Annotated in this window: 24 protein-coding genes; 7 read left to right on the top strand and 17 right to left on the bottom strand. The window is 30.6% G+C overall.

All coding sequences use genetic code 11. The features are described 5' to 3' along the window. Positions 1-7: 7 nt before the first annotated feature. From N5D90_RS00765 to N5D90_RS00755, 3 genes are read right to left on the bottom strand one after another with little or no spacing between them, the layout of a single operon-like run. Entirely contained in the window at positions 8-1,162 is a 1,155-nt protein-coding gene (locus N5D90_RS00765) for an MFS transporter (RefSeq protein ID WP_280036172.1), read from the bottom strand. 8 nt (positions 1,163-1,170) lie between these two features. Then, on the bottom strand, positions 1,171-1,560 hold the full coding sequence (locus tag N5D90_RS00760) for a VOC family protein (protein ID WP_280061221.1): 390 nt from the start codon (positions 1,558-1,560) through the stop codon (positions 1,171-1,173). 3 nt (positions 1,561-1,563) lie between these two features. Further along, complete coding sequence (locus tag N5D90_RS00755; protein ID WP_280061220.1) at positions 1,564-2,643, bottom strand: NADH:flavin oxidoreductase/NADH oxidase; 1,080 nt, start codon at positions 2,641-2,643, stop codon at positions 1,564-1,566. 297 nt (positions 2,644-2,940) lie between these two features. Here N5D90_RS00755 and N5D90_RS00750 point away from each other — a divergent pair, with 297 nt between their 5' ends. Then, entirely contained in the window at positions 2,941-4,275 is a 1,335-nt protein-coding gene (locus N5D90_RS00750) for an NAD(P)/FAD-dependent oxidoreductase (protein WP_115000890.1), read from the top strand. Between the two features lie 71 nt (positions 4,276-4,346). Here N5D90_RS00750 and N5D90_RS00745 read toward each other — a convergent pair whose 3' ends face one another. From N5D90_RS00745 to N5D90_RS00710, 8 genes are all read right to left on the bottom strand, one after another. Continuing rightward, entirely contained in the window at positions 4,347-5,000 is a 654-nt protein-coding gene (locus N5D90_RS00745; RefSeq protein WP_280061219.1) for a hypothetical protein, read from the bottom strand. Between the two features lie 144 nt (positions 5,001-5,144). Continuing rightward, positions 5,145-5,930 carry a zinc ribbon domain-containing protein gene (locus N5D90_RS00740; protein ID WP_180904601.1) on the bottom strand — a complete coding sequence of 262 codons (786 nt, stop codon included), beginning with the start codon at positions 5,928-5,930 and terminating at the stop codon, positions 5,145-5,147. A 2-nt stretch (positions 5,931-5,932) separates the two neighbouring features. Next, positions 5,933-7,030, bottom strand: a complete 1,098-nt coding sequence (locus N5D90_RS00735) for a Nif3-like dinuclear metal center hexameric protein (RefSeq protein WP_407932331.1) — start codon at positions 7,028-7,030, stop codon at positions 5,933-5,935. Beyond that, complete coding sequence (locus tag N5D90_RS00730; RefSeq protein WP_280061218.1) at positions 7,027-7,515, bottom strand: GNAT family N-acetyltransferase; 489 nt, start codon at positions 7,513-7,515, stop codon at positions 7,027-7,029. The genes N5D90_RS00735 and N5D90_RS00730 overlap by 4 nt, the downstream gene beginning before the upstream one ends. Continuing rightward, positions 7,487-8,518, bottom strand: a complete 1,032-nt coding sequence (locus N5D90_RS00725) for an aminoglycoside phosphotransferase family protein (protein WP_280061217.1) — start codon at positions 8,516-8,518, stop codon at positions 7,487-7,489. The genes N5D90_RS00730 and N5D90_RS00725 overlap by 29 nt, the downstream gene beginning before the upstream one ends. Before the next feature lie 6 nt (positions 8,519-8,524). Next, the gene (locus N5D90_RS00720; protein WP_280061216.1) at positions 8,525-9,445 is read right to left on the bottom strand and encodes a sugar phosphate nucleotidyltransferase; all 921 of its coding nucleotides are present in this window, start codon (positions 9,443-9,445) and stop codon (positions 8,525-8,527) included. Then, positions 9,435-10,805 (bottom strand): Gfo/Idh/MocA family protein, encoded by a 1,371-nt coding sequence (locus N5D90_RS00715; RefSeq protein WP_280061215.1) that lies wholly within the window; start codon positions 10,803-10,805, stop codon positions 9,435-9,437. Before N5D90_RS00715 ends, N5D90_RS00720 begins: the two co-directional genes overlap by 11 nt. A gap of 82 nt (positions 10,806-10,887) precedes the next feature. Beyond that, entirely contained in the window at positions 10,888-11,772 is an 885-nt protein-coding gene (locus N5D90_RS00710; RefSeq protein ID WP_280061214.1) for a ChaN family lipoprotein, read from the bottom strand. A gap of 74 nt (positions 11,773-11,846) precedes the next feature. Here N5D90_RS00710 and N5D90_RS00705 point away from each other — a divergent pair, with 74 nt between their 5' ends. From N5D90_RS00705 to N5D90_RS00680, 6 genes are all read left to right on the top strand, one after another. Beyond that, a complete protein-coding gene (locus N5D90_RS00705; protein WP_280061213.1) occupies positions 11,847-12,743 on the top strand; it encodes an ABC transporter ATP-binding protein in 897 nt (298 codons plus the stop codon). A gap of 1 nt (position 12,744) precedes the next feature. Next, positions 12,745-13,575 carry an ABC transporter permease gene (locus tag N5D90_RS00700; protein ID WP_280061212.1) on the top strand — a complete coding sequence of 277 codons (831 nt, stop codon included), beginning with the start codon at positions 12,745-12,747 and terminating at the stop codon, positions 13,573-13,575. 256 nt (positions 13,576-13,831) lie between these two features. Continuing rightward, the gene (locus N5D90_RS00695; protein WP_280061211.1) at positions 13,832-14,206 is read left to right on the top strand and encodes a DUF1203 domain-containing protein; all 375 of its coding nucleotides are present in this window, start codon (positions 13,832-13,834) and stop codon (positions 14,204-14,206) included. A 170-nt stretch (positions 14,207-14,376) separates the two neighbouring features. Next, positions 14,377-15,402 carry a bifunctional oligoribonuclease/PAP phosphatase NrnA gene (locus N5D90_RS00690; RefSeq protein WP_280061210.1) on the top strand — a complete coding sequence of 342 codons (1,026 nt, stop codon included), beginning with the start codon at positions 14,377-14,379 and terminating at the stop codon, positions 15,400-15,402. After that, a complete protein-coding gene (locus N5D90_RS00685) occupies positions 15,402-15,929 on the top strand; it encodes an FKBP-type peptidyl-prolyl cis-trans isomerase (protein WP_280061209.1) in 528 nt (175 codons plus the stop codon). Before N5D90_RS00690 ends, N5D90_RS00685 begins: the two co-directional genes overlap by 1 nt. 25 nt (positions 15,930-15,954) lie before the next feature. After that, positions 15,955-17,034, top strand: a complete 1,080-nt coding sequence (locus tag N5D90_RS00680) for a peptidylprolyl isomerase (RefSeq protein ID WP_244957946.1) — start codon at positions 15,955-15,957, stop codon at positions 17,032-17,034. A 50-nt stretch (positions 17,035-17,084) separates the two neighbouring features. Here N5D90_RS00680 and N5D90_RS00675 read toward each other — a convergent pair whose 3' ends face one another. From N5D90_RS00675 to N5D90_RS00650, 6 genes are all read right to left on the bottom strand, one after another. Further along, a complete protein-coding gene (locus N5D90_RS00675; RefSeq protein ID WP_038331196.1) occupies positions 17,085-17,312 on the bottom strand; it encodes a hypothetical protein in 228 nt (75 codons plus the stop codon). Positions 17,313-17,360: 48 nt separating this feature from the next. After that, on the bottom strand, positions 17,361-17,705 hold the full coding sequence (locus tag N5D90_RS00670; RefSeq protein WP_038331194.1) for an arsenate reductase family protein: 345 nt from the start codon (positions 17,703-17,705) through the stop codon (positions 17,361-17,363). 95 nt (positions 17,706-17,800) lie between these two features. Beyond that, positions 17,801-18,490: a hypothetical protein gene (locus tag N5D90_RS00665; RefSeq protein WP_038331193.1), complete on the bottom strand. Its 690-nt coding sequence runs from the start codon at positions 18,488-18,490 to the stop codon at positions 17,801-17,803. A 164-nt stretch (positions 18,491-18,654) separates the two neighbouring features. Further along, positions 18,655-19,140 (bottom strand): hypothetical protein, encoded by a 486-nt coding sequence (locus N5D90_RS00660; protein WP_280061208.1) that lies wholly within the window; start codon positions 19,138-19,140, stop codon positions 18,655-18,657. A 451-nt stretch (positions 19,141-19,591) separates the two neighbouring features. Then, positions 19,592-20,074: a hypothetical protein gene (locus N5D90_RS00655; protein ID WP_147280010.1), complete on the bottom strand. Its 483-nt coding sequence runs from the start codon at positions 20,072-20,074 to the stop codon at positions 19,592-19,594. A 311-nt stretch (positions 20,075-20,385) separates the two neighbouring features. Beyond that, positions 20,386-21,009: a hypothetical protein gene (locus tag N5D90_RS00650; RefSeq protein ID WP_280061207.1), complete on the bottom strand. Its 624-nt coding sequence runs from the start codon at positions 21,007-21,009 to the stop codon at positions 20,386-20,388. Positions 21,010-21,243 lie beyond the last annotated feature (234 nt).

Raw genomic sequence — 21,243 nt, 5'->3', positions numbered from 1 at the left:
AATATTTTTAAACTCTTTTCGATTTTAATTGTAAAAAGATTGCTGCAATTATTGATCCGACCGAAGCCATAATAAAGCCAACCCACAATTGCGAATTATATCCTAATCCCATTGCAATCGGAATTCCTCCTAAAAATGCACCTAAAGCATTTCCAATATTAAAACTTGCTTGACCAGCCGCTGCTGCCAAAGTTTCTGATCCTTTTCCATTATTAATCAACATCATTTGAATTGGTGAACCAATTGTAAACGCAATTAACCCTGTAATAAACGACATGATATAAGCCATTATTTGTATATGAGATGTGAAATAAACAATCACTAAACAAATCGCCATCGACGCAAAAGAGATAATTGCAGCTTTATTTGGCGACATGGTATCTGCTAATTTTCCACCAATAAAATTACCTACAAACATTCCTAGACCAATCAAAGTCATAATAATTGGAATTTTTGTTTTGGGTAAATCTGCTACGTTTGTCATTAACGGAGAAATGTAACTTATCCACGCAAATAATCCTGAAGTTCCGATAGAAATCATCACAATTAATACCCAAGCTTCCCATTTTTTGAAGAAACTTAATTGTTCTACCAAACTTCCTTTGTTTGTATTTTTAAGATTCGGAACCCAAAGAGAAATCGCTAACATCGTGATTAATCCTAAACTTGCAATAATCCCAAATGTTAATCGCCACGAAAAAACTTGTCCTAATTTCGTCCCTAATGGAACACCGACCAAATTCGCAAACGTTAATCCCGCAAACATAATCGAAATGGCTTGCGCTTCTTTTCCTTTTGTTGCTAATTGTGCTGCCACAACAGATCCTACACCAAAAAATGCTCCATGAGGTAAACCAGACATGAAACGAGCAATTAATAAGGTATTGTAACTTGGTGCAATAACAAAAAGTGAGTTAAAAATAGTAAACAATAACATAAAAAAGATTAACACTTTTTTTGGAGAATATTTACTTGTAGCCATAATTAATGTTGGAGCTCCAACCATTACACCCATTGCGTACATTGATATAAAATTCCCTGCTGTTGGAATTGAAATATTCAAATCTTTTGCAAAATCTTCTAAAACTCCCATCATCGAAAATTCCGTCATTCCGATGGCTAAACCTCCCATTGCTAAGGCAAGTAAACTCTTTTTTACCATTTATTCTTCTATTCTTCGTATAATTCTATCGGCAAACCATCGGGATCTTCAAAAAAAGTAAACTTCTTTTGCGTGTATTCATCCACACGAATTGGCTCTACCGTCACATTCAACTGCGTTAGTTTTTCTACTTCATTTTCTATATTTTCCACAGCAAAAGCAATATGTCTCAATCCAGAAGCTTCTGGTCGAGAAACACGTTTTGGCGGATTAGGAAAAGAAAATAATTCGATGCAGTAATAATTTTGCAAAGCTAAATCTAATTTATAAGAATCACGTTCTTTTCTATAAACTTCTTGCACAATTTCGAATCCTAAAATTTCTGTATAAAAGGATTTCGATTTTTGATAATCTGAACAAATGATTGCAATATGATGGATTTTTTTTAATGCTAACATGGTTTATGCGTAATGATTATTTTTTGCTCTTTCATATTGTGGCAACCACTTTATATCTTCGTCCAACTCTTTTGCAGCACGCAATGCAAAATATGGATCACGTAATAATTCTCTTCCTAAAAAGATTAAATCAGCTTCATTATTTTGAAGAATTTCTTCGGCTTGTTTTGGTTCAAAAATTAATCCAACAGCTCCAGTAATTATTTCAACTTGATTTTTAATTTCATTTGCGAATGGGACTTGATAATTTTTTTTGACATCAATTTTTTGATGACTCACTCCTCCTCCAGACGAAACATCAATCACTTCTACTCCATTTTGTTTTAATATTTTACACAATTCAATTGTTTCATCTAAATTCCAACCATTTTCTGCCCAATCCGAAGCTGACAAACGAACCCAAAGCGATTGAGTTGTAATATATTTTTGCATTTCAGCAACAATTTCTAACACAAAACGAATTCTATTTTCGAAACTTCCTCCATATTCATCTATTCGATTATTAATTAAAGGCGAAAGAAATTGATGAACCAAATAACCATGCGCACCATGAATTTCTAAAATTTCAAAACCAGCTTTTATGGCACGTTCAGTTGCTTTTCCCCATTCTTCTACAACATTTTCAATTTCAGAAATTGTTAATTGATGTGGAATTTCATCCGATTCATTAAAAGGTAAATTAGAACTCGAAACTGTTTTCCAACCATTTTTTTCGTCAGATTTTATTTGATTGTGTCCCAACCAAGGTTTTTCTGTACTTGCTTTTCGTCCTGCATGCGCTAACTGAATCCCAGGAACGCAATTGTATTTTTTGATTTCAGAAGTTAATTTTTGATACGCTTCGATATGTTCATCTTTCCAAATTCCTAAATCACCATATGAAATTCGACCTTCTACAACAACCGCGGTAGCTTCTTGTATAATCGCCGAAACATTACCTACTGCACGCGAAACATAATGTTGAAAATGCCAATCATTTGGAAAACCATCTTCCGAAGAATATTGGCACATTGGCGACATAATAATTCTATTTTTTAATGAAATAGATTCATTTATATTAATTGATTCAAATAATTTGCTCATTACTTGTTTTTTTGATTTGATTAATTTGGAATAAAATTCGTGAATTTGATTGATTTCTTAAAATGATTCAGCTTAAAAATAGTTTAAATTCTAATCTTTCAGAAAAATTAAAAAAGCGTCGAAATACACAAAATCATAAATAATTTTAACAATTTATTTAAAACTGACAAAAAACATAAATTTAAAAAAATCTAATAATCAATCCGATATCATAGTAAATATCTAAGGTTCAGAATAATTTTTAATAAATCTTTCATTGTTTCTTAGTTTGTTCGTAATTTTACAAAAAAGTGAATTTTGGAAAAGAAAAAGATTGTCATTTTAGGTGCTGGATTTGCCGGACTTAAATTAGCCCGTAAATTAAATAATAACCCACACTTTTCTGTTACACTTATTGACCGCTATAATTACCACCAATTTCAACCCTTATTTTATCAGGTTGCAACTGCAGCGATTAACGCAAGTGATATTTCGTTCCCTATTCGAAAAGTATTTCAAGGGAGTAAAAATGTGAGCGTTCGTTTAGCCGAAGTTACAGCAATTAAGAAAGATCAAAATATTGTTGAAACCACAATCGGGGATTTTTCCTACGACTATTTGGTTGTTGCCATGGGATGTACCACAAATTTCTTCGGGAACAAACAAATTGAGGAATTATCATTCCCAATGAAATCGACAAATGAAGCTTTAACGCTTAAAAATCGATTATTAACAAACTTCGAGAGTGCATATTCTGCAGAATCTCCAGAAGAATTGGAAGAAATTATGAATATTGTCGTTGTAGGTGGAGGACCAACAGGAGTTGAGCTTTCAGGTGCAATTGCGCAAATGAAAAAATTCATTCTTCCGAAAGATTATCCAGATTTAGATTTCTCTAAATTGAATATTTATTTGATTGAAGGAGGTCCAAATTTATTAGGTCCAATGTCTGAATTGGCGCACAAAAAGTCTTATGAATATTTGACAAATATGGGCGTAAATGTTTGGACAGAAGGTCGCGTAACTGACTACGATGGAAAAACAATTTCTTTGGCTGATGGTCGTACAATCAATACTCGAAATTTGATTTGGGCTGCTGGAGTTATGGGAAATGTGCCTGAAGGAGCAGTAAAACAAGAAGATTTGCAACGAGGAAATCGTTTGAAAGTAGATCGTACTTCTAAAGTTTTAGGAACTGAAAACATTTATGCAATTGGAGATATTTCTTCGATGGAAACACCGAAGTATCCTCATGGACATCCACAATTAGCACGTGTTGCAGGAGATCAAGCTGAACAATTGGCGAAAAACTTTGACAAATTAGGACAAGGTTTATCTGAAGATAAATTGACATTGTTCGAATACAAAGATCCAGGTTCTATGGCAACAATTGGTAAACGCAAAGCAGTTGTCGATTTACCTAAATTCTCTTTCTCTGGACGTTTGGCATGGTTTACATGGATGTTTTTGCACTTGATGTTAATCTTGACTGTACGTAACAAATTAGCTATTTTCTTAAACTGGGCACAAACTTATTTTACAAATGATTCATCATTACGTATTATTGTTCGTCCAACGAAAAAAGATTTTAGATTTAATTTGAAAGGTTATCGCCGTTTCCCAAAGAATCGTGATAAAGAAGTAGAAGCTTAATCAAAAAAGTATATCAATAAAAAACACCGCTAAAAATTTAGCGGAGTTTTTTTTATCTATAAATTGAAATTTTATTTTCTTGCAGAAGGTCTTCTCACTCCTGTTTTTACTCTTTCTGTTGTTGCTGATTTTGCATTTACAGCACCTTTTGCAGATTTGTTGTATAATTGAATGAAATCAAACAATCCGTCAAAATCACCCGTCAATGTTTTACCATTCGAAACTCTCAAAGCAAAGTTTGTAGACAATAAACTTCTGTTATAAGGATCAAAATAATTTTTTAAGTTAATAGATCCTGAAGAGAAATCTGTATCTAATAATGCAAATGTTCCTGAATTAAGAACTGGTACATAATTTTGCATAATAGGATCTTCGTAATATTCGATATAATCCAATCCTCTATCATTATTTTCTGTTACGTAAGTTCCATTAAAATTTAAATCACCTCTTTGAAAGATTTCTAAATACAAATAAGAGCCATATAATTTTCCATTTTTAGGAACCGGATTCGTCGATAACTCTACACTATAATAATATCCTCCATCTGCTTTTTCAATATCAGCTACAACTGCATTTCGAAGCGGAAAAGAAACGCCATCATAATTGATTTGTCCAACATTTACAATTTCTGGTCCGTTGTCATAGTATCCATCATCATTATTCACACAAGATGTTAATGATATAGACGAGACCGCTAACATTGCTAAAAATATAATTTTTTTCATAATTTCTAAATTTTCAAACTAATTATAATGCCAATATTACAAATAGCGTGCTAAAAAATAACAACAACCAGTTTTGGCATAAAAAAAGTGTCACACAAACGTGCAACACTTTGATATTAAATAAAATATTTTTTTAACAGAAAATTATCCTTTGATAACGATTTCCATTTTTTCTTGCTCTTCTAAAGCCAATTCCAAATCAACCAAGATACGTCCTGAATGTTCGTCAGCGATAATTTTTTTACGTTGAGCGATATCCATTTGTCTTTGTGGTGGAATTGTAAAGAAAGATCCCGCAGAAGCTCCACGTTGTACCGGAACAACAGCTAAACCATTTTTCACAGAATTTCTGATACGGCTGTAAGCGTCTAATAATCTTTGCTCGATTTTAGCAGAATATTCAGAAGATAATTTCAATAAATTACTTTCTTCTTTTTCTGTATCTTTTACAATTGTATCCAACTCAGCTTGTTTGTGAGATAAATGCTCTTTCATTGAATCTAATTTTGTATTAAATTCTTCAACTTGTGCATTTTTTTGAGAAATTTTAACTGTAAACTCGCGAATACGTTTCTCAGATAACTCAATTTCCAAACCTTGATACTCAACTTCTTTCGCTAAAGCATCAAATTCTCTATTGTTACGTACGTTATCTTGTTGTTTCGTGTATTTTTTAATTAAAGCTTCAGCATTTTTGATTGCTTCTTTCTTCAATTTAATTTCTTCATCCAAACCTTTAGTTTCGTCAACTATTTTTTGGATTCTCGTTTCTAATTGTGCAACATCGTCGCTCAAATCTTCAACTTCTAAAGGTAATTCACCTCTTGTGTTTCTGATTTCATCTAAACGTGAATCAATTAATTGCAAGTCGTATAACGCGCGAAGTTTTTCTTCTACGCTTAGTTCTTTGATATTTTTTGTTTCAGACATAGTTAACAATAATTAACAGGATTGGTATTAATTCCAGAATTAAAGACCACAAAATTAGTAAATTTTTCTTTAAGATACGAAGTTATTAAGTTTTTTGTAAACTGTTCCGATTCAAAATGTCCAATATCTGCCAAAACAAGCTTATTTTCAGCTGTAAAAAAATCGTGATATTTCAAATCAGCCGTGATATAAATGTCCGCTCCAGCCGAAATTGCATTTTTTATTCCAAATGCGCCAGAACCTCCAAGTACAGCAACCTTCTTTATTTTTTTGTTTAATAATTTCGAATGACGAATAACGGGTGTATTCATTTGAGTTTTTAGATAATTGAAAAAATCGAGTTCTTCCATTTCATTTTCTAACTCTCCAATCATTCCAATTCCAATATAATTGTTCTGATTATTCAACGAAATAACAGAATATGCAACTTCTTCATACGGATGATTTTTGAACAAAGCATTCATTACATCACCTTCCAAATGTTGCGGAACAACAACCTCTATTCGCGTTTCGTTTACTGTTTCCAGCTTACCAACTTCTCCAATAAAAGGATTTGCACCAGCAATTGGTCGAAAATTCCCATTGCCTTCTATCGCAAAACCACACGAATCATAATTCCCAATTTTTCCTGCACCAGCTTCATATAACGCAGCTTTCAATTGCTCTGCATGTTCTGTTGGCACATAAGTAATTAATTGTTTGATTGTTTGCGATTTCGGAATAAGAATTTTAGTATTCAATAAAGCTAATTGCTCAGAAATTTTGAAATTAACACCAACTTTCGAATTATCTAAAGCCGTATGCGTCGCATAAATACTAATTCCATTTTTGATTGCCGTCATCACTGCTTTTTCAACATAATTTTTTCCGTTCAATTTCTTTAAACCAGAAAAAATAATTGGATGAAAACTCACAATTAAATTACAATTTTTCTCAATCGCTTCTTCCACAACTTCTGGCGTTGTGTCCAACGTTACCAAGATTCCTGTTACCTCATCATTGTAATCTCCAACTAGCAATCCTACATTGTCAAAATCCTCTGCATACGCCAAAGGCGCTATTTCTTCCATCGCCAAAGCGACATCTTTTACTCGTATCATTTATCTTTTAAAAGCAATTTTTCTGTAGGCAAATCATTTTCGATGCCTTTCCAATACGATTCAAAATTAAACTTTTCTAACAACTTTCTCGAAGCAACATTATCAGGATCGATGACAGCCATTACTTGCAAATCAGGAAATTTTTCTTTTGATTCTGCCAATAAATGTTCGCAAATCATTGAACCAAAACCTTTTCTCCAAAATTCTTTTTTCAATAAATAACCAATTTCAAGTGAATTTTCGATGTGTTTGTTGTAAACCAATTTACAATCACCTAAAAGATTATCATTTTCATCATAAACTTTGAAAAAACCTAAGTTTTCATCAGCTTCTCCTTTTTCTAAAATTGAAGTAAATTTATGATTTGCTTGCTCTTCGTTCAGACCTTTACCAGAGATGTATTTCATCACTTCGTCGTCCTGAACAAGTTTAAAAAAGTTATTAAAATCTGTAGGTTTATATTTTTCGAACCGAATTTTCTTCATGAAATTTTGTTAATGCTTTTAATAAATTGATTTGATTAATCGTACGATTTAGATTTTGTTTTGGATAAGAAATCGAATAATAAATATCGTTTTCTAAATAATCAGCCAAAAATCTAACCGCTTGAATATAAATCACAATATACGCAACAAAATCCATATTATCAAGCTCGACAGGCGTCAACACATTTTTCAGGTGTTCTTGAAAACCTTTTTTAACAGCCAAATAATAATCTGCCGAAAAACCATTTTCTCCATTTGGATCGTCTTCAGCTTTCAGGTTTGCATATGTACGAATCATATCTCCAAAATCGCACAAAATATTTCCTGGCATTATTGTATCCCAGTCTATCACAGCAATTACTTGCGAATGATTATCATTATTGAATAAGAAATTACTGATTTTTGCATCGGCATGAACGACACGTTTTGGGAAATCTATTTCTAAATATTTTTCTACTTGATATAGATTATCCAAAATATAAGCAACTTCTTCTTTCGTTTCTTCTAAACGCTCTGTTGAAGCATTTTTCAATGCATTTTTGAAATCATTTACACGTTTATGATAATCTAAAAACCCGACAATCGAAGGATGAATTTCATCAACATTAACATCTAACAAATACGAATGAAATTCACTAATTGTTTTCGCCGCTTCATACGCTTGTTCCGCAGATTCCACTTTCTCAAAACAAATAGAATTTGGAATAAAAGAAGTCATTCTCCAAATTTCTCCATCTTCTTTTGCTAATAAATTTCCTTGCAAATCTTTTACAATTTCGATTACAGAATTTTGATAATTCTTTGCTTTTAGATGACGAGAAATGATGTCAATATTGTTCGAAATTACTTCTGGTTGAGGAAAAACGTGCGTATTTATTTTTTGTAAAATATATTTTTTTCCTTCATAATCAACTTCATAAGTAGAATTAATCCAACCAGAACTGATTGGATTAATACTAACTTGATCTATATTTTCGAAATAATGTTTTAATATTTTCTCCATTATATTTTATGTCCAAAGTGAATTTGGATATTTTTGATCATTGATTAAATTGTGAATAGAATTTACAACTACTTCTCTATCTTCTGGATATGTCATTCCAAACCAATTGTCATCCGATTTTTCTACAATCACTTCCAATTGATCTTCTTTGATCATATCATTTACAACTTTCGGCAAGAAAAATTCTGCTTTCAATTGAGAAGCATTTTCGTGAAGAAATTCCTCAAATTTATCTTCTAATTTTCTGAAAATAGAAGGATGTAAAACAAAGAAATTCATCGATACAGCCGTATCTCCGTCCAATGGTAAAATGTTATCATCTTCTTCAAAAACAATTTCTCCATTTTCGTTAGAATAGATATTTGTACGCTCTACAACATTCTCCAAATGACCGTTAGTTACCGTGCAAACTCCGCGAGAAACAGAACCATTTTCGCTGATCGTATTCGCCAATTTGTACGCAACCATACCATAAGTATTTGCAGTGATTTTTTCGTTTTGAACTAATTCATTCGCCTTTTCATAAGCTTTACGACCATAAAAATCGTCAGCATTAATCACAATAAATGGATTGTTTAAATGATTTTTTGTAATCATTAACGCATGTCCAGTTCCCCAAGGTTTTTCACGTTTTTCTATTGTATCGTAAATTCCTCTCGGAACAGATGTATACGTCGTTTGAAGAACAAATTCTACTTTACCTCCATTTTTTTCAATTAAATTTTGAAAATATTTTTTAGTTTCTGCATTAAATTGTTCATTAATAATGAATACAAAATGTTTTATTCCACAAGAAAAAGCATCGAAAATTGAATATTCCATCAACGTTTCTTTACTTGGTCCAATTGGATCAATTTGTTTTTGTCCTTTGTAGCGGCTTCCCATTCCACCTGCTAAAATGACTAATGATAAGGTTTTAGAATCCATAATCTTCTGTACCAAAAACTGGTTTTCTTGTTTTATATTTTCCTCTTGTAAAGTCTGGCATTTCTTGAGAACTACCATTTCCTTCGATAGATTTTTCACTTAATGGTGTTACTGCATACCAAGTTGCTAAATCATATACATCGAATGGGAATTCTTTGTTTGCTTTAATACATTCGATAAAATCATTCATTAAGAAGAAATCCATTCCTCCGTGCCCAGCACCTTCTGCCTGAGTTTCGTATTTTTTCCAATATGGATGATCGTAAGTTTTTAAATGATCTTCTGAACTTGCCCATTTGTGAGAATGTCTCATTTCATCTTCGAAATAAATGAAACCTTGACTAAATCCTCCTGAACCGATATCTTGCCAAATACCATCAGTTCCTTGAATACGGAAACCTAAGTTATATGGACGTTGTAAAGATGTATCGTGCGTTAATAAGATTGTTTCTCCGTTCTCACATTTTAACATTGTTTGAACGATATCTCCTTGTTTGAATTTAACCTTTGCATTTGGGTGATCTGCTCCTCCATTTTTTACGATATAATCAGTTAAACCAGCTTGTTGAGAAGCCATAGAAGTTAAATGTGTAATTCTATTTCCACGGTTAACATCCATCATTGTACCGATTGGTCCTAAACCATGCGTTGGATATAATTCTGCATTACGTTTTACATAATGATTTGTACGCCAAGCAGCTTCAGAGAAACCTTTGTCTCCAAATTCAACTCCACCACCATAAGGTTGTTTACCATCGTTAAATAATACATTTCTTAAATCGTGTTGGTAACCACCTTGTCCATGAACAATTTGTCCAAACATTCCTTTACGAACCATATTCATTACAGCCATAACATCGCGACGGTAACAAACATTCTCCATCATGAACACAGGAACTTTCGTTTTTTCGTATGTATCTACGTAATCCCAACATTCTTGTAAATTCATCGCTCCACACACTTCTAAACCTACAATTTTACCCGCATTCATTGCTGCAATTGTTTGCTCAGCGTGAAATTCCCATGGCGTAGCTATAATTACAGCATGAATTTTCTTATTCTTATATAATTTTTTATATCCATCTAAACCTTTAAAATACTCTACAGGTTTTTTATTATGTTTTGCAAAAATTTTGTTTGAACGATCAATCATTCGTTGATCTGGTTCAGCGATCCCAACAACTTCTACATCATTTCTTTTTAATAACTCATCTAAATGTACCTGCCCTCTCATTCCACAGCCAACAATTCCTACTTTCACCTTATCAATTTTTGATGAAAAATCAAATAATGAATCTGGTGATACTAATGCTACCGTAGATGCTGCAGCAGTCGATTTAATAAAATTTCTTCTGTCCATAGTTGTATTTAATTGTTTGCTTTATTTTTTAAAATGCAAAATATGAAAAATAATCAATAAAACTTTCTGCTTATCAGTAAAATTAGTAGGTTTTAGGCGAATCCTTAGCAAATACTATAATAAATTCTGTCGTAGTAACATTTTCGTTTTTAGATTTAATTACAGATAATTTTTCATTTAAATCTTCACTTTCTAGAATTTCAATTACGGCGATTTTGAGCTCAGGTCGAAAATATTTCAAATACCAATAAATTCCGCCATAATTTTTAGAATGATAATCACCATTGTAATGAATGAATAGATTATTTTTCTTCAAATTATTCAAAATTGATTCTGCCATTGTTGCATCCTTTGTAGCTTGCGCTGCAACAAACTGTTTTGCCTTCACTCCAGCATGATCTCCCATCATTTTAATCATTTCAGGATAACCAGGCGCATCATAATCTATCGTAATAGGAAGTTTCGCAATATAAGCTTTCTCATTATTTGGAACTGTATCCAAAGCTTCAAGTCCATTCTTAGCGACATACGAAGCATATTTGCGTGATACGTTAGTCGCTACAAAATCCAAATTCTTTTCTTTCGCAAAATCAACAAGCGGTTTATAATCTGTTTTATAATTATTCCAAAGCTTTGTACTTTTTTGAAATTCTTCATCCGTCGTTTTGCCTTTCAAATAATTCGTTAAATCATTTTGTTGATGGCGCTCGAACATTTCTGCTCCGAGTATCAATTGATTTCCTTTTATCTTATACAATTCTTTTGTCGTTTGCAATTGCAACCAATGATTTACCGCATTATTATGATGTTCACCAAATAAAACAACATCATATTTTGCTAACTCTTTAATCATTTTATCAAAATCAACTTTCTTTTCTTGTTGATTATAAATTTGATAAGTTTTTCCGTTTTGCGCTTTAGCCTGAATTGTAAGTACAATTAATAAGGTATAAAGTATCGTTCTCATGTTATTTAAATTAATTCTAAATTGTAACAAATTAACAAAAAAGTCTACATATAAAGAAAACAAATTCAACTACTATGAATAAAGTTCTTGAAATTAATCAACTTACTAAAAAATTTGGCAGTTTTACAGCGGTCAACAATGTCTCTTTTTCGGTAGAAAAAGGAAACGTTTATGGATTACTTGGTCCAAACGGAAGTGGAAAATCGACAACATTAGGAATGATTCTTAATGTAATCAATCCTACAGCGGGTTCATGGAAATGGTTTGATAAAGAACCAGATAACGATTCGTTGAAAAAAATTGGAGCCATTATCGAAAGTCCAAAATTCTATCCATATTTATCAGCAGAAAAAAATCTTGAAATTGTTGCTGATATTAAAGAAGTTAATTATGCGAAAATTGACGAAAAACTTGAATTAGTTGGATTACTTTCTCGTAAAAAAGATAAATTTCAACAATATTCGTTGGGAATGAAACAACGTTTGGCAATTGCAGCGGCGTTGTTAAATGATCCTGAAGTGTTGATTTTAGACGAACCTACAAATGGTTTAGATCCACAAGGAATTATTCAGATTCGAGAATTGATTATTAAAATTGCGCAACAAGGGACAACAATTATTTTGGCCAGTCATTTATTAGACGAAGTCGAAAAAGTATGTTCGCATGTGGTGGTTCTTAATCAAGGAAAAATGCTTTATGCGGGTTCTGTAGATCAAATGAATTCAAGTTTTGGAAGCATCGAAGTTGCTGCGCAAAATATGGAAAGTTTGGAATATACATTAAAAACGTTCTCATTCGTTTCGAAAGTTACTAAAGAAAATAACAAACTTTTTGCTGTTTTATCAGAAGAAAAAGATCCTGCAGAAATCAATAAAATGCTTTATGAACAAGGAATTATCGTGAATCATTTGGTAAAACGTAAAGAATCTTTAGAGCAACAATTTTTCCAATTAATCCAAAAACAGAACTAACATGAAAAGATTATTTAGCATAGAATGGAATAAATTATTCTACAACAAAGGAACACGAATTTTTATTATTTTATACTTCGTGATGATTCTGTTAATGGGAATTACGTTGCCGAATTTCAAACCAAATATGAATGGAATCGAAATTGATTTAATCAAATTAGGCGCGTTAGAATTCCCTGTAATTTGGCATAACATCACATGGTTAATTGGTTTTGGAAAATTCTTTTTAGCTATTATTGTCATTAATAATATTACCAACGAATATTCTTTCGGAACTTTCAAACAAAATACAATTGATGGTTTATCAAAAACTGAATTTTTAAATACAAAAGTTTTGATGAACGTTGTTATTACACTTATTTCTACATTTTTAGTTGGTGTTTTAGTTTTTGCATTAGGTTCTATTTTTAGCGAAAATTTTGATTTTGTAAACGGAATCGAATTCTTAGGTGGATATTTCGTCGAAATCTTCGCTTACATTGTTTTTGCAATGTTTTTATCATTTCTATTAAAGAAAAGTGCTTTTGCAATTTTGTCTTTAATTGTTTTGAATATTATAGAATCTGTTGCTAAAGTTGTTGAATTTTTAGTTCGATTTGGTAAAAATCCTCCAAAAAATCCTGAAGAAATTAAAATCTTAACTAATTATTTACCACTAAACTCAAACGGAAAAATAGTTGATTATCCTTCTGTAGATATACAAAAAGCAATTATGGAAGGTAAGTTATTTGTTGCCGATCATGTACAATGGGATCATTTTGCGGTAAATATTTTCTACATCATTTTATTTCTTGGTTTATCCTTATTAATTATCAAGAAAAGAGATTTATAATTTATTATAATAAATTATCAAGTTATAAACTAGAGTTTGAAATTACTTCATGCTCTAGTTTTTTTTACATTTCTACTACGTTAATATTTATTTTATTTTTTTTAAATTATTGTTTTTTATTTAAATTAGTTATAATCAATCATCTAATAAAATTAAAATGAAAAATAACTTTAGAATAGTCGCCTTAGATAATGAGCTTTTTAGTGATTATTTTAATCTAAGTGATAAGGAATTGTCAAAACAAAATATCTCGAGAATGATTGTAGATAAATTCCCAGGATATCCTTGCCGAGTTAGTTTAACAGATGTGCAAGTTGGAGAAGAAGTTATTCTACTTAATTTTGAACATCATTCGGTAAACTCTCCTTACAAGGCATCTGGTCCTATTTTTATAAGTAAAAACGCACAAACTTATAAATCTTCTATTAATGAAATTCCAATAATGTTTAACCATCGGTTTTTGTCTATTCGTGCTTACAACAAGAATTCAATAATGATTTTTGCTGATGCAATAAAAGGAGGTTATTTAAAAGAAAAATTAAATGAAATCTTAGAAAACCAAGAAGTCGAATACATTCATATTCACAACGCAAGACCTGGTTGTTATAATTGCTTAGTAGAAAGAGCTTAAAGCTAATTAGTATTTTTGTTAAAAAATTAAATCTGAATTTTAGTTTACAAAGGTTTTTATTTTTTTATTACCATTAATCAATTCAAAAAAAATAATTAATTCATCTAAAATTTGCAGTTTTCTTCTTCAAAGCAATTTACAATTTCACTTGTTTGATTATCTTTGCAACTATGCAAATGACAAATTTCGAAGAGTTAAAAACTCTTTTAAAATCAACACCAAAGAAAATTGCAATTCTACCGCACAAAAATCCTGATGGAGATGCGATAGGTTCTACATTGGCGATGTTTCATTATTTAAATAAATTGGGACATACGTGTAACATTGTTTCACCAAACGATTTTCCGAAGTTCCTAAAATGGATGCCTTCAGCAAAAGATATTGTAATTGCAGATTACCGACCAAAAGTTGCCGAAGCAATTATACATCAAGCTGAGTTAATTTTTATCTTAGATTTTAATACCGTAAAACGAATTGACGACTTAGGAAACTGGGTTGAACGTTCAAAAGCACCAAAAATATTAATCGATCATCACCGTGAACCAGATACATTTGATTTTATGTATTCGGATATCGAAATGCCAGCGACTTGTCAAATGGTTTATAATTTTATCGAAGCGATGAATGATTTGGATAAAATTGACAAAGGCATTGCTGAATGTATTTATACTGGAATAATGACGGATACAGGCGGATTCCGTTTTCGTAATACATCGGCAGATACGCACAGAATTGTTGCAGAATTGATTGATAAAGGTGTAGAAGTTGACAAAGTGACTTCGTATGTAAACGATTCGCAAACGCAAGGACGTTTAAAATTGTTATCATTAACGCTAAATAATCTAACTTTTTTACCAGAACATCGTACAGCTTTCATGTTCTTAAAACGTGAAGATTTATTAGCAAATGGTTTTCAGAAAGGAGATACAGAAGGTTTTGTAAATTATGGTTTGAGTGTAGAGAATTTTATCTTTTCTGTAATTTTTATTGAAGATACACATCATAATTTCATTAAAATTTCGTTACGTTCTAAAGGTGATTTTGATGTGAATGAATTTTCTCGCAAACATTTCAACGGCGGTGGTCATATGAATGCTGCTGGAGGTCGTTCGGACATGAATATGGAAGAAACAATTGCTTATTTCCAATCGCTTTTACCAGAATATCAAGAAAAATTAGCCAGTATCGTTATCTAATGAAAAAAGTTATTTTATTCACTTTCGCTATTTTTGCGTTGATGAGTTGTGATCAAAAAGTGATACAATATCCCGTTTCATATTCTAATGATGATTTTATGAAACGTTCGCAAGAGCGTGGAAAATTATTGCATCAAGAAGAATTGCAATGGTTTGATGATTATATGAAAACATCTGACCTAAAATTTGTTAAAACGAGTTCGGGATTTTGGATTTCGAACAGTGGTCAACGAACAGCTCAAACAGCTAATAATGGAGATTATATCGAATTTGAATACCAAGTAACTGATCTCGAAAACAACATTTTATATTCGTTTAACGATAATAAAGTTCAGAAAATAATTTTAGGAAAAGCTGATATTGTGAGAGGTTTACAGGCTGGTTTACAATTAATTCCTGAAGGTGAAACTGCTAAATTATTGTTACCTTCGTTTTTAGCTTATGGAGGTTATGGTGATACGCAAAAAATTGCGCCAGACTCGCCTATTATTATGGATGTAAAAGTCTTAAAAATTAAAAAACACTAATAAACACAAAGACTGTAAAGTTAAAATGAGAAAAATATTATTAATCTTAACTGTCATCACTACCCTTGTTAGTTGTGGCGTTAAAATTCCAAAATCGATGAGTAAAGAAGAATTTAAAAGTTTAGAAGACGGATTGTATGCAAAAATGACAACAAATCATGGTGCAATGACAATCAAATTATACGAAGAAGAAGCGCCAATGACGGTTGCTAACTTTGTTGGATTAGCAGAAGGTACAAAAGAAAATAAAGCAAAAGCAAAAGGAGTTCCTTTTTATGATGGAATCATTTTTCACCGTGTGATCAAAGATTTCATGATTCAAGGTGGTGATCCAGATGGAATTGGTACAGGTGGACCTGGTTACGATTTCGAAGATGAGTTTGAACCAACTTTAAAACACGATAAAAAAGGTGTTTTATCTATGGCAAATTCAGGACCAGCTACAAACGGTTCTCAATTCTTCATCACAGAAGTTCCTACACCATGGTTAGACGGGCGTCACACTATTTTCGGACAAGTTGTAGAAGGTTTAGATGTTGTTGATTCTATTGCAAATGTAGAAAAAACGCCAAGTGATAAACCAGTTGTTCCAGTTGTAATTGAAAAAGTAGAAATCGCTCGTAAAGGTGATAAATATGCTAAATACAACGGAGCTGAAGCATTTGAAGCTGCAAAAGCAAATCACGCAAAAAAACAAGCTGAAGCTGAAGCGAAAGCAAAAGCTGAAAAAGATGCTGAAATTGCTCGTCAAAAAGAATTAGAAGCAAAAGCTCAATCAACTCCTTCTGGATTAAAATATGTAATTTTAGAAGAAGGTAACGGAGCAAAACCAGTTCAAGGAGATCCAATTCAAGTACATTATACTTTACGTTTAAACGACGGTGAAAAATTAGATTCATCTTACGATCGCAATCAACCATTAGACGCAACAGTTGGTGTAACAGGATTAATCCAAGGTTGGATGGAAGCATTGACAATGTTCAACAGAGGTTCTAAAGTTTTCTTAATTATCCCTGCTGAATTAGGTTACGGATCAAGAGGTGCTGGAGGTGTTGTTCCACCAAACGCAACTTTATATTTTGATATGGAAGTTTTAGATAAATAATTTATCTATTCAAAATAAGTAGAAAAGCCACTCAAATTGAGTGGCTTTCTTTATTTATTCTCTAAAACAGTTTCATTCTCTGCTTCAACTTTCTTCTCGTATTTTTTTCGGATATACTCTGCTGCCAATGTCACAGCAATCCCTCCAATTATTCCATAAATAGACCTTTTTCCTAGAAATTTAGCAACGGTTACGCCTGTTGTAGCTGCAGTTGTTAAAAGACCTATTTTAGTTCCTTTCTCGGTGTGATTTTTTGTTAATGCTTCTAAAATTTTCATAGCTTTTTATGTTTAGTTTTAGAAATACTAACAATTATCAAACCAATTTTATTTAATAAAATCTTCTACTAATTCTTTTGGACGACCTACTACTCCATTTTTTTCATCTGTTACAATCGGACGTTGAATCAATTTTGGATATTCAACCAAAGCATTCAAAACTTCATCATCAGAAAGTTCTTTTCCTTTGAAATTTGCTTTCCAATCTTCCTCATTTGTACGCACAATATCAATTGGTTTTAAATTTAGTTTAGTCAAAATTTCCTTCAATTCATTTTTCGTTAAAGGTTCTTTCAAATATTCTCTTACTACAAAATCTTTTCCAGATTCTTCTAAAACTTTCATCGCATCTCTGCTTTTCCCACAGCGAGAATTATGTAATATTGTGTACATTTTAATTATCTTTTTTAAAAGATAAAGTTAATGAAATAAGATTTACAAGTAAGTATCATTAGAAAAAAACAGATAAAAGCTGTCTATAAAGTTTTCTAATCCTTAAAATCTTTATCTTCTATTCTTAATACTTGTGGATAATTTCCTGCTCCTTTTATTGGTTCGAGAATATAACTTGCTCTTTGAGATTTTGTAGAGGAAACAGTTCTGTAAAAATCAATAGGTTGAAAGAAGTTCTTCGCAAGATAAAATCTTTTTGTAACAATTCCTTTTTCAAGAATTTGATAATCATTATTTTGATAATGATTCATATTTGTAGTTCCTTGACTTATTAACAACGGAAAAATAGTTGTATTCTCTGTATTAATCGTAATATCACAAGGATAGAGTCTTATAAATGAATGATTGTAGGTAAAAGATTTTCCAATATTATTAATCACTACATCACGGACATCTCCAAAATAATCTTGTGTTAAAATTGGAGCTCCAGTAATACTTAATCTATATTCTCTACCTGCACCTGTTGTATAAAACGTTTTCTCGTACTTTCCTTCAGAATTTGTAAATACAGAATCAACAATTTTTACAAATTCACCCATTCCCATTACGCCTCCTTTTTTATATTCATTCACGAGAATTCTAACATTTACAAAAGGTTTATTTTCTTCGTCTGTTATTTCTCCACTTATTTTAGTCGCAATTCCAGCTTTCAAATTGTATTTATTATCATCATCTTCACATGAGAAACAAACAACAAATAAGGTAAGTAAAAGTAATTTTTTCATTAGAATGTATATGTTTTAAATATGTAATAAAAATAGTCGAAAATATCAAAAGCAACATTGGACAAATGTTACAAATAGTTTAATTTTCTATTATTCCTCTGAGTTCATCGAAGTATAATTACTTATTTTACAGAACATTATATTTATGTAAAATATATAAGACATTATACAAACCTTCGATAAATCTGATAAACGATATAGCCTAAAATTATAATTCTCAAAATTATACTAAAAAGTAAATTTTTTACATTTCCTTTTTCAAGTTTTAGAGGTAACGCATCCTGATTTATCCATTCCGGGTTAATTTGCATTCCAAATTGATAGTTTTTATTGTCTTTTGTTTCAATCGTCAAAACTTGACCATTTCCAAATAAAGAACTTATTTTAGTAAGTTTAGCAGTACTAATAATATCAAGAGGTACAATCCATTTACCACAAATAATATTCTTGTTTGTCAACATTAACACAGCTCTTTGAGATGTCACCCAATTAATTCCACGAGTTATTTCCTGACTTTCATTAGTTATTATGCCTTTACTAGCATCAGCAGCTAAAACTTTTTCATCTGCATTTTTAAGTTCAAAATTTCTTCTTTTTCGGTTTGTACCATAAATAATATCTACAAATCCTTTTAATATTTTATCAAACATTTTTGACTGTTCTCTTTTAAAAATTAAAACTAATTTGTTTTAAGAAACTTAAAAAAAATTAGTTCATTCAACAACAACTAATATACATAAATTAAAACACTCACAATAAGCTATAAAAAAAGCTCATAATCAAGAGTTTTTGGGTTATTCTTTTTAAAAATAGTTTTTTAACAATTTTTAAAAAATTATAATAGCAGTTTTATTAATAATTATCAGCTAGAAAATAAATGTTAGACTTATTCTTTATACATTCTTCACAAAACTTAATCAAATATTCATATTCTTTTCTTACTAAGTTTAATTCTTCATTTTTTTTTATCAATCGTAGTTAAATGATTTAAAAACTCATGTATATTTTCAATTAAAACTTCAGAATATACTGCCCATTCCTCATTTTCTCCAACATAATCCCTATCAAAGTATTTATATAGTAAACTATTTGTATACATTTTTATTCTTCTGATATTCTTAACTCCCAATCGTTCTTATTTACAAAATTTAAGAAAATGATTAAATCATTTATACAATTACTATCCCAAATATCTTCTTTTAATGCTTTTTTTTGATTGTCGTTAATTATTGGAATTATTTCTAATAACCATTTAAGTTCGGTTTCTAAAATTACATCTTCTATAAAGTCTACACCCCACCAGCCTTTACATTCATACCAATTTTTGATAAATTTTGGTAATTCCTGATAGTTATTTTGATTACCAATCAGTTTCCTTATCAATGTGTCAAAATACCCTTCCCAAAGGCTAAAAAAATATATATTGTTTTCTCCTTGATTTAATTGTACTTCGTAAAATTGATTTTTTGTAAGTTCTTTTATATTTCGTTTAAATTCAATGTCTTTTGAATTTGTGTAAAACCGTATTTCTTTTTCTCCTAAAAAGTCTGAGTAATAATCCAATTTTAAAAAATCAATTTCCATTAGTTACTTAATTTTTATTTACATTTAGTATTTACTTGGTATAACAAGCAACCATTTTATAAATTTTATTTTCTGAAAAATATTTTAAATCATATTCATCATTCAATAAATCAATAACTTTTCCCCAATCATTCAAAGATGTTTCTTGTATATAAATATCACTTAAAGGATCATCTGGTCTAAAAATCCAGCTAATATTGTCCCTTATAATTCATATTTTATTTTTATGGTTTATTTTATAAACTGATGCATTCTGTAAAAGTAAATTATATTTCACTTCGTATTTTATCAATACAATGTTAGCTGTAGTATCATAGTAACTCTATTTCTTTCGAAATATTTTCGCGTGCTTGTTTTTCATATTTATCTTTAAAATATTCGGTTTTGTATATTCTGTCGAACGTTAGAAAATGTTTCAGAACTTTTTTTCTACCTGAATTATATATAAAATCTGGATATATGGAATATTCTTTTCTTATTTGCTTTATATAAAGTTCATATTCATTCCAACTTTTACCTAAAATAGAAAGATCTGAATCTAATAAATAATTTGTGTCTTTTTGATTGGATAATTGATGAGATTTGGTTGCTAAAATTTGATTATATACCTTATCAATTGATACATCGTTATAATTTAATTTCCTCAATTTACTCTTTGCGTATTCAACACTTTTCTCTTCGTTATCTTTCGACGTACTCTTATAAATAAAATCATGATAGAATATAGAAAATAGAACAGAATCAAAATCTTCAATATCGTTTTGTACACTGCTTAATTCCATTATCATATTTTCTAAATGAATCAAATTATGGTAATGTCTACTTCTATGAGAATATGATTTTTCAATCTCATTCCAATATCCTCTAAAAATCTTTTCATTACTTGAATATTTAGAGCATAGATCTATGAAGATTTCCTTTATAGTTTCTTTCATTATTTATGGGAAAAATTGGTTTTTCATATTACATCTAACACTCAATTATCAGTAATTGTTTTGCAGATGTCTGTAAATCAATACGTTTTGCTTACTTTATTTTTTGAAGTACAACATAAGTACAACTTTTCACAACCTTTTTATTTTACAAATATCTACCGCATAAAAATAGCTAATTAAGAGTATTGAAACACTATACTTTTTCTGTTTTTTATCCTTGCTTCTTCCTCCGAT

The organism is Empedobacter sp. GD03797, from assembly GCF_029842105.1.
Lineage (GTDB): Bacteria > Bacteroidota > Bacteroidia > Flavobacteriales > Weeksellaceae > Empedobacter > Empedobacter falsenii_C.
The sequence above is the reverse complement of the archived record's forward strand: the minus strand, read 5'-3'. Positions and strand labels throughout refer to the sequence as shown.